We start from the raw sequence: 14,254 nt of genomic DNA, 5'->3' as shown, positions 1-14,254 counted from the left end.
GCCGCTTTTCGTCACCATCCAACGCCCGGCCTCACCGCCGGGCGTTTTGCGTGGCGTCGACCGGCCCGCCCGGTCGTTCACGAAATCGCGGATTGATCCGGGGGCGGGCGGCCCCTAGCCTGTCGGGCAAAGCACTAGCAAAGGACCGACATGCGCCAGATCGCCCGCCTTGCCGCCCTGATCCTGCCGATCCTGACCCTGCCGCTTGCCGCGCAAGAGGCGCCGACCACCATCGCCAGCGGCATCGGCGTTTTTGGTCCGCCCGAGCTGCCGGAGGGGTTCGAGCATCTGCGCTATGTCAACCCGGACGCGCCCAAGGGGGGCGAGTTTTCGATGGCGCTGACCGGGGGCTTTGACAGCTTCAACCCCTATACCGTCCGCGGCCGCGGTGCGGCGCTGTCCACGGTGATGCACGAATCCCTGATGGAGGGCACGGCGGACGAGATCGGCGCCGCCTATTGCCTGCTGTGCGAGACCATAGAATACCCCGAAAGCCGCGACTGGGTGATCTTTACTCTGCGCCCAGAGGCAAAGTTTTCGGACGGCAGCCCGGTGACTGCGCAGGACGTGCTGTTCACCTATGAGGTGCTGCGCGACAAGGGGCTGAACTCGTTTCGTGCCGTCATCGCGCAGTCGATTGCCGGGGCCACGGTGCTGGACGACCGGCGCATCCGCTTTGATTTCGTGCCCGGCTATCCGCGCCGCGACGTGATCCAGGCGGCGGGCGGGCTGCCGGTGTTTTCGCAGGCCGATTTCCGCGACAATGACCGCGATCTGGAGGCGGCCAGCAGCACGCCCTTTGTCGGCTCGGGCCCCTATATGTTCGACAGCGCCGATATGGGCCGCACCGTGGTCTGGCGGCGCAACCCGGACTATTGGGCCCGCGATCTGCCGCTGAAGCGCGGGCGGCACAATTTCGACCGCATCCGAATCGAGTATTTCGCTGATTCCGATGCCGCGTTCGAGGCGTTCAAGGCCGGCGAATACACCTTCCGCAACGAAAACTCGTCCATTTCATGGGCGACCGGCTATGATTTCCCCGGTGTCGAGCGTGGCCATGTCATCAAGACCGAGCTGCCCAACGGCACCAAGGCGCCCGCGCAAGGCTTCTTCTTCAACCTGCGGCGCGAGAAGTTTCAGGACATCCGCGTCCGCGAGGCGATCGGGCTGATGTTCAATTTCGACTGGGCCAACACGGCGCTGTTCTATGACCTCTATACCCGCATCGAATCCTTCTGGGACAACAGCCCGCTGCGCGCAAATGGCCCGCCAAGCGAGGCAGAGCTGGCGCTGCTGACCCCCGTCGCCGCCGATCTGCCCAATGGCATCCTGACCGAGCCCGCCTTTGTGCCGCCCCATGGCGGGCCGCGCCAGCTTGACCGGGGGGCGCTGCGCAAGGCCGCCGATCTGCTGAACGAGGCCGGCTGGCAGGTCGGCAAGGACGGCGTGCGCCGGAACGCGCAGGGGCAGACCCTGCAGGTCGAATTCATGAACGATTCCCAAGCCTTCGACCGCATCATCAATCCTTATGTCGAGAATCTGCGGGCGTTGGGGATCGATGCCCGCATGGCGCGGGTCGATGACGCGGAATACGAGACGCGGCGTTACCGTTTCGAATATGATCTGATGGTCGGCCATTCGCTGACCGACATGATCGCGGGCGACGGGCTGTATCAGAATTTCGGCTCGCAAGGCGCCGATGACGTCTTTAACCCCGCCGGTCTCGCCAACCCGGCCATCGACACGCTGATCGGGCACGCAGTCGCCGCTCAGACGCAGGAAGAGATGACCGTCGCCGTCCATGCGCTGGACCGGGCGCTGCGCGCGCTGCGGATCTGGGTGCCCAACTGGTACAAGCCCAGCCACACCGTCGCCTATTACGAGCAATACGAACATCCCGCCGAATTGCCGCCGCTGATGCTGGGTGAGCTTGATTTCTGGTGGTATAACGCAGAAAAGGCCGAAAAGCTGAAAGCGGCCGGGGCGCTGCGCTAAGGCGCGTCGCAAACCGGACGCCAGAGGACAGCGACAGGCAAGGGCAGTTCATGGCAGCTTATCTTCTGCGGCGTTTGCTGCTGATCATCCCGACCTTGCTCGGGATCATGATCGTCAATTTCACGCTGACCCAGTTCGTCCCCGGCGGCCCGATCGAGCAGGTGATCGCGCAGGTCCGGGGCGAGGGCGATGTCTTCGCCAACATCGCCGGCGGCTCGGACGCGGGCGGGGGCGGGGTCGAGTATGCCGGCGCGCAGGGCCTGCCGCCGGAATTCATCGCCGAGCTGGAAAAAGAGTTCGGCTTTGACCGCCCGCCGCTGGAACGCTTCCTGACGATGATGGGCAATTACCTGCGCTTTGACTTCGGCGAAAGCTGGTTTCATTCCGAGAGCGTGGTCGATCTGATAATCGACAAGCTGCCGGTCTCGATCACGCTGGGGCTGTGGTCGACGCTGCTGGCCTATGTCATCTCGATCCCCTTGGGCATCAAGAAGGCGGTGCGCGACGGCACGCCCTATGACACCTGGACCTCGACCGCGATCATCATCGCCTATGCGATCCCGGCGTTCCTGTTTGCCGTGATCCTGCTGGTCCTGTTCGCGGGCGGCACCTATTGGCGGATCTTTCCGCTGCGCGGGCTGGTCAGCAGCGATTTCGACACGCTGTCGACATTTGGCAAGATCAAGGACTACCTGTGGCACATCACGCTGCCGGTGCTGGCGACCTCGATTTCCGGCTTTGCGACGCTGACCCTGCTGACCAAGAACAGCTTTCTGGACGAGATCAACAAGCAATATGTGATGACCGCCCGCGCCAAGGGTCTGGCCGAGAACCGGGTGCTGTACGGACATGTCTTCCGCAACGCCATGCTGATCGTGATCGCGGGCTTTCCAGCCATGTTCATCGGGATGCTGTTCGGATCGTCGATCCTGATTGAGACGATCTTTTCGCTGGACGGTCTGGGCCGGCTGGGGTTCGAGGCCGCCGTCAAGCGCAACTATCCGGTGATCTTCGGCACGCTTTATGTCTTTGGCCTGATCGGGCTGCTGGTCGGCATCCTGTCCGACCTGATGTATGTGCTGGTCGATCCCCGCATTGATTTCGAAAAGAGGTCGGGCTGATGGCCATGTCCGAACTGAACCGCCGCCGCTGGCGCAGCTTTCGTCGCAACCGGCGGGCCTTCTGGTCGCTGATCCTGTTCTCGGTCATGTTCGTGGTCGCGGCCTGCGCGGAACTGGTGGCGAATGACAAGCCTATCCTTGTCAGCTATCGCGGCGAGATCCACCTGCCGGTCTATCGCTTCTACCCCGAGACCGCCTTTGGCGGCGATTTCCAGACCGAGGCGATCTATACCGACCCGGCGGTGCAATGCCTGATCCTGTCGGGCGGGCGCGAGGATTGCTGGGACGACCCCGAAGGCATGATCGACGCGATCCGCGCCGGCACCTCGGACGTGCCCAAGGCCGAGCAGGGGTGGATGATCTGGCCGCCGATCCCGTTCAGCTACCGCACCATCAACAATGTCGGGCAGGCGCCAAGCGCGCCCGACGCGACGCATTGGCTGGGCACCGACAACACCGCCCGCGACGTGGCGGCGCGCGTCATCTACGGGTTCCGCACCTCGATCATGTTCACGCTGATCGTCACCGTCATCGCCTCGACCATCGGCATCGCGATGGGCGCGATTCAGGGCTATTTCGGCGGCCGCACCGACATCGTGCTGCAGCGGATCATGGAGATCTGGCAGAACACGCCCTCGCTTTACGTCATCATCATCCTGTTCGCGATCCTTGGCCGCAGCTTCTGGCTGCTGGTCTTCATCACCATCCTGTTCGGCTGGCCGGCGCTGGTCGGCGTGGTCCGGGCCGAGTTCCTGCGCGCCCGCAATTTCGAATATGTCCGCGCCGCCCGCGCCCTGGGGGTCAGCGACCGGGTCATCATGTTCCGCCACATCCTGCCCAACGCGATGGTCGCCACGCTGACCATGCTGCCCTTTATCGTCACCGGCACCATCTCGGGCCTCGCGGCGCTGGATTATCTGGGTTACGGCCTGCCGGCCTCGGCGCCCTCGCTGGGGGAGTTGGCCTTGCAGGGCAAGCAGCATCTGCGCGCGCCGTGGCTGGCCTTCACCGCCTTTTTCACCTTCGCCATCATGCTGTCGCTGCTGGTCTTCATCTTCGAAGGCGTGCGCGACGCCTTCGATCCGCGAAAGACGTTCAAATGACCGAAGACGATGCGCCGCTGCTGGACGTCCGCGACCTGAGGATCGGCTTTCATCAGGACGGACGCCGGATCGAGGCCGTGCGCGGCGTCAGCTTTTCGGTCCCGCGCGGCCAGACCGTCGCGCTGGTGGGCGAATCGGGGTCGGGGAAATCGGTCACGGCGCTGTCGACGGTGCAGCTTCTGGGCGATTCGGCCGAGCTGTCTGGCAGCGTGACATGGCGCGGCCAGCAGATGCTGGGCGCGTCCGAGGCGAGGCTGCGTCAGGTCCGCGGCAATGACATCAGCTTCATCTTTCAAGAGCCGATGACCTCGCTGAACCCGCTGCACACGCTGGAACGGCAGCTGTCGGAAAGCCTCGCGCTGCATCAGGGTCTGCGCGGGGCGGCGGCCCGCGCGCGGATTATCGAGCTGCTGACCCGCGTCGGCATCCGCGAGCCGGAAAGCCGCCTGCAGGACTATCCGCACCAGCTCTCGGGCGGGCAGCGGCAGCGGGTGATGATCGCGATGGCGCTGGCCAATGGTCCGGAACTGCTGATCGCGGACGAGCCGACCACCGCGCTCGACGTCACCATCCAGGCGCAGATCATGGACCTGCTGGCCGAGCTGAAGCGCGATGAGGGGCTGTCGATGCTGTTCATCAGCCATGATCTGGGGCTGGTGCGGCGGATCGCGGACTGGGTCTGCGTGATGAAGGACGGCGAGATCGTCGAGCAGGGCCCGGCCGAGCAGCTCTTCGCCGACCCGCAGCACCCCTATACCCGCAAGCTGCTGGCGGCAGAGCCGAAGGGGCAGGCGCGCCCGGTCCCGGACGGGGCCGAGGTTCTTGTCGAGACCCGCGATCTGAAGGTCTGGTTTCCGATCAAGCGCGGCTTTCTGCGCCGCGTCGTCGGCCATATCAAGGCCGTGAACGGCGCCAGCGTCGTGGTCAGGCAGGGCGAGACGCTGGGGATCGTGGGCGAATCCGGGTCCGGCAAGACGACGCTGGCGCTGGCGATCATGCGGCTGATCGAAAGCGACGGTCCGATCCTCTATCTGGGTCAGGACATCGGCGGCTGGAAGGCGCGGCAGCTGCGGCGGCTGCGGCGCGACATGCAGATCGTGTTTCAGGACCCCTTCGGCAGCCTGTCGCCGCGCATGACGATCGAGCAGATCATCGCCGAGGGCCTGGGCGTCCATGGCGTCGAGCCGGGCCGCAACCGGCGCGAGATGGTGGCCGAGATCATGGCCGAGGTCGGGCTCGACCCCGCCATGATGCACCGCTATCCGCACGAGTTCTCGGGCGGGCAGCGGCAGCGGATCGCCATTGCGCGGGCGATGATCCTGCGCCCGCGCGTGGTGGTGCTGGACGAGCCGACCTCGGCGCTGGACATGACGGTGCAGGTCCAGATCGTCGATCTGCTGCGCGGCCTGCAGGAACGATATGGCCTCGCCTTCCTGTTCATCAGCCACGATCTGCGCGTCATCCGCGCCATGGCCCATCAGATCATGGTCATGCGCGCGGGCGAGGTGGTGGAACAGGGCAGCACGGCCCAGGTCTTCGACGCGCCCGCGACCGACTATACCGCGGCGCTGATGCGGGCCGCCTTTCAGGATCGCGCCGGCCAGCCCGTGCCATGAACATCCTGTTCGTCCACCAGAACTATCCGGCGCAGTTCACCCATCTGGCGCCGGCGCTGCAGCGGCGCGGCCATCGGGTGCTGGCGCTGACGACGCAATCGAACGACCGCCCCGGCCCGGTCAAGTTTGTCCGCTATCCCGACCCGGCCGAGGTCAACTGCAGCCAGCCCCTCGCGCGGCCCTATGCCGAACATGTCGAGCGCGGCTATCTGGCCGCCCGCGCCGCCCGCGCCTTGCGTGACCGGCATGGCTTCACCCCCGATGTGATCTTCGGCCATTCCGGCTGGGGCGAGACGCTGTTTCTGCGCGAGATCTGGCCGCAGGCCCGGCTGCTGATCTATGCCGAGCTTCTGTATCGGCCGCGCGGGCAGGATGTGGGTTTCGACCCCGAGATGACGCGCGACGCCGATCTGTCGCGCTTTGCGACGGTGGCCCGAAACGCGCATCTGGCGCTGGGAATCCTCGATTGCGACGCGGCGCTGGCGCCCACGCGCTATCAGGCCGCCAGCTTCCCGCCGGAACTGCAATCGCGGATCACCACCATCCATGACGGCATCGACAGCCGGATCATGCGCCCAAACCCGCAGGCGCGCGTCACCCTGCCAAATGGCGGCGTGCTGTCGGCGGGGGACGAGGTGCTGACCTATGTCGCCCGCTCGCTGGAGCCCTATCGCGGTTTTCACGTTTTCATGCGCGCGCTGCCGGCGGTGCTGGCGGCGCGGCCCGACGCGCAGGTGCTGATCATCGGCGGCGACGGCGTCAGCTATGGCGGCAAGCCGCCCGACGCCGAAAGCTGGAAGGCCAAGATGCTGGCCGAGCTTGACGGGCAGCTGGATCTGTCCCGCCTCCATTTTCTGGGCCGGACCAGCTATGCCGATTATCGCCGCGTAATCCAGGTCGGGCGGGTGCATTGCTATCTGACCTATCCCTTCGTGCTGTCATGGTCGCTGACCGAGGCGATGTCCGCCGGCGCCTATATCGTCGCCTCGGACACCGAGCCGGTGCGCGAGGTGATCCGCGATGGCGAGAATGGCCGCTTGGTGCCGTTCTTCGACACCGGCGCGCTGTCTTCGGCGCTGATCCGGGGTCTGGCGCTGCAGGACGACCGCGCGGATGATCTGCGCCGGGCGGCGCGGCAGACGATCCTGAACGGATATGATCTGCACGGGCATAGCCTGCCCCGGCTGATCGACTGGGTGGAAAGCCACGGGCCGGCGGGCGGGCAGGCGGGTTAGCCGGTTCCCGCCAGCGCCCCGATCATCAGGTCGAGCGCATGGGCGGTGGTCGCTTCGCGGACGCGGGCGCGGCCAATGGCGCCGAAATCGACGGTTTCGGTGTGCACGCCGTCTGCGGTGGCGAGGCCAAAGCAGACCCGCCCCTCGGGCTTGTGCTCGGACCCGCCCGGCCCTGCGATGCCGGTGACCGAAACGGCCAGGTTGACGCCCGACTGCGCGCGCGCGCCGCTGGCCATTTCCGCCGCGACCTCTTCACTGACCGCGCCGAAGCGGGCCAGAGTGGCGGCGCTGACGCCCAGCATCTGCTGCTTGGCGGCGTTGGAATAGGTCACGAAGCCCCGGTCGAACACCGCCGACGACCCCGCCAGATCGGTCAGCGCCGCCGCGAGCATCCCGCCGGTGCAGCTTTCCGCCGTGGCGATGGTCGCGCCCTGCGACCGCGCCAGATCCAGCAGCCGCGCGGCCCGATCGGCGTGGCTCACTGCAGCACCCCGTGATACAGCCCCGCGCCGATCACCACCGCGATCCCCGCGAATAGCCCCGCCCACAGATCGTCGATCATCACCCCCGCCGCATCGCCGCGACGGTCGGCGCGACCGACAAGCCAAGGCTTCCAGATGTCGAACAGGCGGAAGAACAGCAGCGCTGCGACCCAGCCGGGCCAGGGGAAGTTCGTGGCCTCCAGCCCCGCATTCCAGAAGCCGAAGGACGGAAAGCACAGCGCCAGCCATTGCCCGGCGATTTCGTCGATGACGATTTCCGAGCGGTCCGGGTCGGCCATGCCGCGGGTAAACCGCGCAACCGACCAGAAGCCGAGGAGGGTCACGGCGATGGTCGCCGCCAGCAGCGCCGGGAAATGCCCCAGCCAGTGGATCACGACCCCCAGCGCCACCGCCACGGCCGAGGCCCATGTCCCCGGCGCGGGCCGCATGTCGCCGGCCCCGAACCATGTGACGATCAGTCGCAGCATGGGTTAATCCTTCAGCAAGGTGACGGTGGCGATGCAGGCGATCCCCTCGCCCCGGCCGGTGAAGCCCAGCCGCTCGGACGTGGTGGCCTTGACCGAGATGCGGTCGGCATCCGTCCCGGTGATCTCGGCCAGCCGGTCCTGCATGGCGCGGGCATGGGGGCCGATCTTGGGAAATTCGCAGATCAGCGTGACATCGGCATTGTTGATCCGAAAGCCGCGCTCGCCCGCCAGCGCCACGGCGTGACGCAGGAACACCGCGCTGTCGGCGCCGCGCCATTGCGGGTCCGAGGGCGGGAAATGGCGGCCGATATCGCCTTCGGCCAGCGCACCATAGATGGCGTCGGTCAGGGCGTGCATGCCGACATCGGCGTCGGAATGGCCGGCCAGCCCGCGCTCATGCGGCAGGCGGACGCCGCACAGCACGACATGGTCGCCCTCGGCAAAGGCGTGGACGTCAAAGCCGTTTCCCAAGCGAATATCCATCGCATCCCCCAGAATACGCCGGGCGCGGTCGAAATCCGGCCCATAGGTCAGTTTCAGATTGTCCTCGTCGCCCGGGGTGATCGCAACCTCGATCCCGGCGCGCAAGGCGAGTTCCACGTCATCGGCCGCGCCCTCGGGGAAGGCGCGATGGGCGGCGAGGATGGCGTCCAGCGCGAAACCCTGCGGGGTCTGGGCGCGAAACAGCCCCTCGCGCGCCTGGGTGCCGGTGACGCGGGCATCTTCGCCGCGCCACAGCGCATCGGTGACGGCAAGGGCAGGGGCGGCGGCCTGCGCGCCCGCCTGCAGCGCCGAGACCACGCCCGCAATGACCGCGGCCGAGACCAATGGTCGCGCCCCGTCATGGATCAGCACATGGCGCACGCCGCTGCCCGACAGCGCCAGCAGCCCCGCGCGCACGCTGTCGGACCGCGTGGCCCCCCCGGCGATCAGCGTCACCCGCCCCGAAAGCTCGGCCACGCCGCGCGCGATGTCGTCCGGGTGCAGCACCACGATGATGCGCGAAAAGCCGTCAAATGCCGCGATGCTGCGCGCCAACACGCTGTCGCCGCCCAGGTCGCGCCACTGCTTCGGCTCGCCCCCCAGACGGGTGCCGCGCCCGGCGGCGGTGATGATGACGGCGAACTGGTCCAGATCCTGCATGGCGCGGGTCTAGGCCAGAGGCCGGGCGCGCGCAATCGCAACCGGACCGGGGTGCATTGTCTCTTGCCGCCGCATCGGGCTAATAAGCCAGCGTCAGCGCAAAGGAACCCGTCATGACCCAGCTTTCGCCCGCCGACACGGCCAAGAACGCCGCCGCCATCGCCGCTGTCGCGCTGGTGCGCGACGGGATGCGGCTGGGGTTGGGCAGCGGCTCGACCGCCGCCTTCATGGTCCGGCGCCTGGCCGAGCGGGTCGAGGCCGAGGGGCTGCAACTGCGCTGCGCCGCGACCTCGCAGGCGACCGCCGATCTGGCGACCCGGCTGGGCATCAGAATCGAGGGGCTGGACGAGATCGGCTGGCTGGACCTGACGCTGGACGGCGCGGACGAGCTGGACCCGGATCTGAACCTGATCAAGGGCGGCGGCGCGGCGCTGCTGCGCGAAAAGATCGTCGCCTGCGCGTCGGATCGCATGGTGGTGATGGCTGACGGGACCAAGGTCGTGGACCGGCTTGGCGCGTTCCACCTGCCGGTCGAGGTGATCGCCTTTGGCTGGCAGACCACGCGCGAGCTGATCTGCCGGGCGCTGGCGCGGCTCGACCTGACGGAACGGCCGATCCTGCTGCGCAAGCATGACGACCAGCCGCTGCTGACCGATGAGGGGAACTATATCCTCGATCTCGCGCTGGAGGCGATCCCCGACCCCCACGCCCTGTCGCAGGCGCTGAACGAGATCCCGGGTGTGGTCGAAAACGGCCTGTTCCTGAACCTGTGCGATCTGGCCCTGATCGGGCAGCCGGATGGCAATGTGACCGAGCTTGAAGCCATCCAGGAGGGCTTGGAATGAGCTTTGACTATGATCTTTTCGTCATCGGCGGCGGCTCTGGCGGAGTCCGCGCGGCGCGCATCTCGGCCGGCTACGGCGCGCGTGTGGCGCTGGCAGAGGAAAGCCGCATGGGCGGCACCTGCGTCATCCGGGGCTGCGTGCCGAAAAAGCTGATGGTCTATGCCTCGGGCGCGCCCGAAGCGGCCGCCGAATCGCGCGGCTATGGCTGGCTTGACGCCGAGGCCGGCGATTTTTCCTGGCCCGCCTTCCGGCCCAAGCTGGACGAGGAGCTGGACCGGCTTGAACGCGCCTATTCCGCGGGTCTGGAAGCCGCGGGGGTGACGATCCACAAGCAGCGCGCCCGGCTGCGCGGCCCGCATGAGGTCGAACTGGCCGGCGGCGAGGTGTTCACCGCCAAGCATATCCTGATCGCCGCCGGCGGGCGGCCCTATCTGCCCGACCTGCCGGGGGCGGAACTGGGCATGATCTCGGACGATCTGTTCCTGATGAAGCGTCTGCCGACCCGTGCGCTGGTCGTGGGCGGCGGCTTCATCGCCTGCGAATTCGCCGGCATCCTGAACGGGCTGGGCGTGCCCACCGTGCAGGTCTATCGCGGCGACAAGGTGCTGCGCGGCTTCGATTCCGGCCTGCGCGATCTGATGACCGAACAGATCGCCGAATCCGGGGTCAGCCTGCGGCTGAACGCCTCGCCCGAAAAACTGGAAGCGGATGGCGAGCGCATCCGGGTCAGCATGAATGACGGGACGACCGAATATTACGACGCGGTCATGTTCGCGACGGGTCGCGTGCCCTATACCAAGGGTCTGGGACTGGAAGAGGCCGGGGTCAAGACCGGCAAATGGGGCGAGATCCTGGTCGATGAATGGTCGCAGACCAACATCCCCTCGATCTTCGCCGTGGGCGACGTGACCGACCGCATCAACCTGACCCCGGTCGCCATCCGCGAGGGCCATGCCTTTGCCGACACCGTCTTCGGCAACAAGCCCGACAAGCTGGATCACAGCCTGGTCGCCAGCGCCGTCTATACCCGTCCCCACGAGGCCGCGACCATCGGCATGACCGAGGACGAGGCGGAACTTCGCGGCGATGTGCTGATCTATGAAACCCGTTTCCGGCCGATGCGCAGCATGTTCGCGGGCTCCGACGCGCGGGTGATGATGAAGCTGGTGGTGGACCGGCAAAGCGACCGCGTGCTGGGCTGCCACATCTTCGGCCCCGACGCGGGCGAGATGATTCAGCTTGCCGCCATCGCCGTGACCATGGGCGCGACCAAGCGGGATTTCGACCGCACCGTCGCCGTTCACCCGACAATGGCCGAGGAACTGGTCACTCTGCGCCAGCCGGCGCGCGTGATCGACGCTGTCAAGGATAGGGCAATCGGCGCTTAAGCCTTGAATTTCTGGGTCTCACCCCTAGTTCAGGCACAACCGAAGAACAACGAGGCAGACATATGGCACAGGGCCCTTGGGGCGGCGGTAGCGGCGGATCGGACGACAAGGGCGGCAACGGGGACGGCAAGCAGCCGCCGCGCGGGCCTCAGCGGCCATGGGGACAGCCGGGCGGGCAGGGCGGACAACGCCCCGAACCGCCCCGTCGCCCCGGCGAGCGTCCGGGCGCCCCCGAGATCGAGGAATTGATGCGCAAGGGCCAGGACCGGCTGCGCGTCCTGATGGGCGGGCGCGGCGGGTCCGGCGGCACGGGCGGTCCCAAGGGGCCGCGCACGCCGAATTTCAGCTTTGACCGCCGGACCTTGGGTCTGGGTGCGCTGCTGGTCGTGGGCCTGTGGGCCGCGGCGAGTTTTTATACCGTCAAGCCCGAAGAACGCGCCGTCGAGTTCCTGTTCGGCCGCGCCATCGGCACCGGCGAGCCGGGTCTGAACTTTGCGCCCTGGCCGGTCGTGACCCGCGAGGTGGTGCAGGTCACCGGCGAACGCGTGACCGAGATCGGCACCGGTCAGGTCGAGGCGCGCTCGCGCCCCGGCACGATCAGCACGCCCGATAGCGGGCTGATGCTGACCCGCGACCAGAACATCGTGGACATGGAATATCAGGTGGTCTGGAACATCTCGGACCCCGAAAAATTCCTGTTCAACCTCGCCGATGCCTCTGGCACCATCCGGGCCGTCGCCGAATCCGCCATGCGCGACATCATCGCGCGGTCGGAACTGGCGCCGATCCTGAACCGCGACCGTGGCGCCATTGCCGAGGATCTGAAACTGGCCGTGCAGCAGACGCTGGACAGCTATCAGTCCGGGATCAACGTGGTCCGGGTCAACCTTGACCGCGCCGACCCGCCGAACGAGGTCATCGACAGCTTCCGCGAAGTGCAGGCCGCGCAGCAGCGCCGCGACGCGCTGGAAAAGGAAGCCGACGCCTATGCCAACCGCGTCCTCGCCGCCGCACGGGGTGAGGCCGCAGCGCTGGTCGAAGAGGCCGAGGCCTACCGCGCCCAGGCCGTCAACGACGCGCAGGGTGAATCGGCGCGGTTCAACTCGGTCTATGCCGAATATGCCAAGGCGCCCGAGGTCACGCGCAAGCGGATGTATCTGGAAACGATGGAAAAAGTATTGGGTAACGTGGACAAGATCCTGCTGGGCGAAGATGCCGCCCAAGGGGTCGTGCCCTATCTGCCGCTCGACCGGTTGCGCGGCACCGATCAGGGCCGCGCGCCCGGCAGCGGGACCGCCACGATCAGCAACACCGGCTCTGGCGCGGGCGCAAGCACGACCGCCGGGCCCGGCAACACGCAGCAGGGGGGCAACTGATGGCCAAGGCACGCACAAGACTGCTGGGCACACTGGCGATCCCGGCGCTGATCGTCGTGGCCATCGTCGCCGCCTCGGCGCTGTTCATCGTGGACGAGCGTGAAAAGGCGCTGGTCCTGCGGCTGGGCCGGGTGGTGAACGTCAAGGAAAGCCCCGGTCTGGGGATGAAGATCCCGTTTCTGGACGAGGTCGTGCAGTATGACGACCGCATTCTGGGGCTGTCCACGACGCCGTTGGAAATCACCCCGCTGGATGACCGCCGCCTGATCGTCGACGCCTTCGCGCGCTGGCGGATCACCGATGTCGTCCGCTTCCGTCAGGCCGTCGGCACCGGCGGGATCGAGGCCGCGCTGGGTCGTCTCGACCCCATCGTGCGGACCGCCATCCGCGAGGTGCTGGGCTCGGTTCCCTCGACCACGGTGCTGTCGGACGACCGGACCGCGATGATGAACCAGATCCGCGACGAGGCGCGCCGGAACTCGGCCGGGCTGGGGGTCGAGATCATCGACGTCCGCCTGACCCGCACCGACCTGCCCGAGCAGAACCTCTCCGCCACCTACGAGCGGATGCGGGCTGAGCGGGAACGCGAGGCCGCCGACGAGATCGCGCGCGGTAACGAAGCCGCCCGCCGGGTTCGCGCCGCCGCCGACCGGACCGTGGTCGAACTCACCTCGGAAGCGCGCCGGAACGCCGAGATCATTCGGGGTGAGGCCGACGCCTCGCGGAACGCGATCTATGCCGACGCCTTTGGCCGCGATCCGGAATTCTTCGCCTTCACCCGCTCGATGACGGCATATGAACGCGCGCTGCAAGGCGGCAACTCGCAGCTTGTGCTGCAGCCGGATGGGGATTTCTTCAGCTATCTGCGCAGCGACGGCGCGGCCAATGCCCGCCCCGCCACCCCGGCCGAGGCGCTGCCCGAGGAGGAGAACCTGTCCACCTTGCCCGACAAGGACAACGGTCAGGATGACGGCAAGGCCCCGATCCGGGCCGGCAGCGCGGTGACGCCGCAGCCGCTGGAAATGCCGTGGGACGAGGAGCCGGGCGCGGCCATGGGCGATTCCGCCTTGCCCGACCAGCAATCGCCGGTCCCGCCGGTCGATGACGCGCCGCTGCCGGATGTCGATGCGCTGGACAGCACGTCGCAGGATGCCGCACCGCAGGATGCGCCGGCCGCGCCGGAACCCGACGAAACCGCTTCCGCCGACCCGGCCGCGACCGCGCCGACCGAGGGTGATGTCGTGGTGCCGCTGAACTGAGGCGGCGACAAAATCCGGGAAAACGGGCGGCCTTGGCCGCCCTTTTCTTTGCGCGGCTGACGGGCCAGTATCGGATTCGTCACAATGAGTTCATCGGGGCGGAGCGTGATTTATTTGCAACGGCTGCCCATCTGCCGTTTGCTGCTTCGCACAACCGGCCCCGAAGGCCGGGCGCCGGGTTCCGTCCGGCGCCAAGATGGAAA

At 67.2% G+C, this 14,254-nt stretch carries 11 protein-coding genes and 1 pseudogene; 9 read left to right on the top strand and 3 right to left on the bottom strand.

The genetic code is table 11. The features are described from left to right. Positions 1 to 150 precede the first annotated feature (150 nt). The 5 genes from CYR75_RS06850 to CYR75_RS06830 are packed head-to-tail and all read left to right on the top strand — an operon-like array spanning position 151 to position 7,070. Positions 151 to 1,995: an extracellular solute-binding protein gene (locus tag CYR75_RS06850; RefSeq protein ID WP_101499372.1), complete on the top strand. Its 1,845-nt coding sequence runs from the start codon at positions 151 to 153 to the stop codon at positions 1,993 to 1,995. A gap of 50 nt (positions 1,996 to 2,045) precedes the next feature. Next, complete coding sequence (locus CYR75_RS06845; protein WP_101499371.1) at positions 2,046 to 3,116, top strand: microcin C ABC transporter permease YejB; 1,071 nt, start codon at positions 2,046 to 2,048, stop codon at positions 3,114 to 3,116. After that, positions 3,116 to 4,219 carry an ABC transporter permease gene (locus tag CYR75_RS06840; RefSeq protein ID WP_101499370.1) on the top strand — a complete coding sequence of 368 codons (1,104 nt, stop codon included), beginning with the start codon at positions 3,116 to 3,118 and terminating at the stop codon, positions 4,217 to 4,219. Before CYR75_RS06845 ends, CYR75_RS06840 begins: the two co-directional genes overlap by 1 nt. Further along, positions 4,216 to 5,835: an ABC transporter ATP-binding protein gene (locus tag CYR75_RS06835; RefSeq protein ID WP_101499369.1), complete on the top strand. Its 1,620-nt coding sequence runs from the start codon at positions 4,216 to 4,218 to the stop codon at positions 5,833 to 5,835. The genes CYR75_RS06840 and CYR75_RS06835 overlap by 4 nt, the downstream gene beginning before the upstream one ends. Continuing rightward, positions 5,832 to 7,070 (top strand): glycosyltransferase, encoded by a 1,239-nt coding sequence (locus CYR75_RS06830; protein ID WP_101499368.1) that lies wholly within the window; start codon positions 5,832 to 5,834, stop codon positions 7,068 to 7,070. Before CYR75_RS06835 ends, CYR75_RS06830 begins: the two co-directional genes overlap by 4 nt. Here the strand turns inward: CYR75_RS06830 and CYR75_RS06825 are convergent. From CYR75_RS06825 to CYR75_RS06815, 3 genes are read right to left on the bottom strand one after another with little or no spacing between them, the layout of a single operon-like run. Continuing rightward, on the bottom strand, positions 7,067 to 7,552 hold the full coding sequence (locus CYR75_RS06825) for a CinA family protein (RefSeq protein ID WP_101499367.1): 486 nt from the start codon (positions 7,550 to 7,552) through the stop codon (positions 7,067 to 7,069). The two genes, CYR75_RS06830 and CYR75_RS06825, sit on opposite strands and share 4 nt — an antisense overlap. Beyond that, positions 7,549 to 8,040, bottom strand: a complete 492-nt coding sequence (locus CYR75_RS06820; RefSeq protein WP_101499366.1) for a phosphatidylglycerophosphatase A family protein — start codon at positions 8,038 to 8,040, stop codon at positions 7,549 to 7,551. The genes CYR75_RS06825 and CYR75_RS06820 overlap by 4 nt, the downstream gene beginning before the upstream one ends. A 3-nt stretch (positions 8,041 to 8,043) precedes the next feature. Then, a complete protein-coding gene (locus CYR75_RS06815) occupies positions 8,044 to 9,183 on the bottom strand; it encodes a bifunctional 2-C-methyl-D-erythritol 4-phosphate cytidylyltransferase/2-C-methyl-D-erythritol 2,4-cyclodiphosphate synthase (protein WP_101499365.1) in 1,140 nt (379 codons plus the stop codon). Positions 9,184 to 9,296: 113 nt separating this feature from the next. Between CYR75_RS06815 and rpiA the strand changes: the two genes are divergently transcribed. From rpiA to hflC, 4 genes and pseudogenes are all read left to right on the top strand, one after another. Beyond that, the gene (gene rpiA / locus CYR75_RS06810) at positions 9,297 to 10,028 is read left to right on the top strand and encodes a ribose-5-phosphate isomerase RpiA (protein ID WP_101499364.1); all 732 of its coding nucleotides are present in this window, start codon (positions 9,297 to 9,299) and stop codon (positions 10,026 to 10,028) included. Beyond that, positions 10,025 to 11,416: a glutathione-disulfide reductase gene (gene gorA, locus CYR75_RS06805; RefSeq protein ID WP_101499363.1), complete on the top strand. Its 1,392-nt coding sequence runs from the start codon at positions 10,025 to 10,027 to the stop codon at positions 11,414 to 11,416. Before rpiA ends, gorA begins: the two co-directional genes overlap by 4 nt. 62 nt (positions 11,417 to 11,478) lie before the next feature. Next, a complete protein-coding gene (gene hflK, locus CYR75_RS06800; RefSeq protein ID WP_101499362.1) occupies positions 11,479 to 12,792 on the top strand; it encodes an FtsH protease activity modulator HflK in 1,314 nt (437 codons plus the stop codon). Beyond that, positions 12,792 to 13,808: pseudogene (hflC, locus tag CYR75_RS06795) on the top strand (protease modulator HflC); the annotation flags it as partial. The gene hflK and the pseudogene hflC, both read left to right, overlap by 1 nt. Between the last annotated feature and the right edge of the window lie 446 nt (positions 13,809 to 14,254).

It is taken from the genome of Paracoccus jeotgali, from assembly GCF_002865605.1.
Lineage (GTDB): Bacteria > Pseudomonadota > Alphaproteobacteria > Rhodobacterales > Rhodobacteraceae > Paracoccus > Paracoccus jeotgali.
Note: the sequence above shows the minus strand (reverse complement) of the source record. Positions and strands in the feature narration are given on the sequence as shown.

Excerpts from the sequence above, each read along its gene's own strand:
- CYR75_RS06850 (WP_101499372.1), top strand. The coding sequence starts at position 151 with ATGCGCCAGATCGCCCGCCTTGCCGCCCTGATCCTGCCGATCCTGACC.
- CYR75_RS06845 (WP_101499371.1), top strand. The coding sequence starts at position 2,046 with ATGGCAGCTTATCTTCTGCGGCGTTTGCTGCTGATCATCCCGACCTTG.
- CYR75_RS06840 (WP_101499370.1), top strand. The coding sequence starts at position 3,116 with ATGGCCATGTCCGAACTGAACCGCCGCCGCTGGCGCAGCTTTCGTCGC.
- CYR75_RS06835 (WP_101499369.1), top strand. The coding sequence starts at position 4,216 with ATGACCGAAGACGATGCGCCGCTGCTGGACGTCCGCGACCTGAGGATC.
- CYR75_RS06830 (WP_101499368.1), top strand. The coding sequence starts at position 5,832 with ATGAACATCCTGTTCGTCCACCAGAACTATCCGGCGCAGTTCACCCAT.
- CYR75_RS06820 (WP_101499366.1), bottom strand. The coding sequence starts at position 8,040 with ATGCTGCGACTGATCGTCACATGGTTCGGGGCCGGCGACATGCGGCCC.
- CYR75_RS06815 (WP_101499365.1), bottom strand. The coding sequence starts at position 9,183 with ATGCAGGATCTGGACCAGTTCGCCGTCATCATCACCGCCGCCGGGCGC.
- rpiA (WP_101499364.1), top strand. The coding sequence starts at position 9,297 with ATGACCCAGCTTTCGCCCGCCGACACGGCCAAGAACGCCGCCGCCATC.
- gorA (WP_101499363.1), top strand. The coding sequence starts at position 10,025 with ATGAGCTTTGACTATGATCTTTTCGTCATCGGCGGCGGCTCTGGCGGA.
- hflK (WP_101499362.1), top strand. The coding sequence starts at position 11,479 with ATGGCACAGGGCCCTTGGGGCGGCGGTAGCGGCGGATCGGACGACAAG.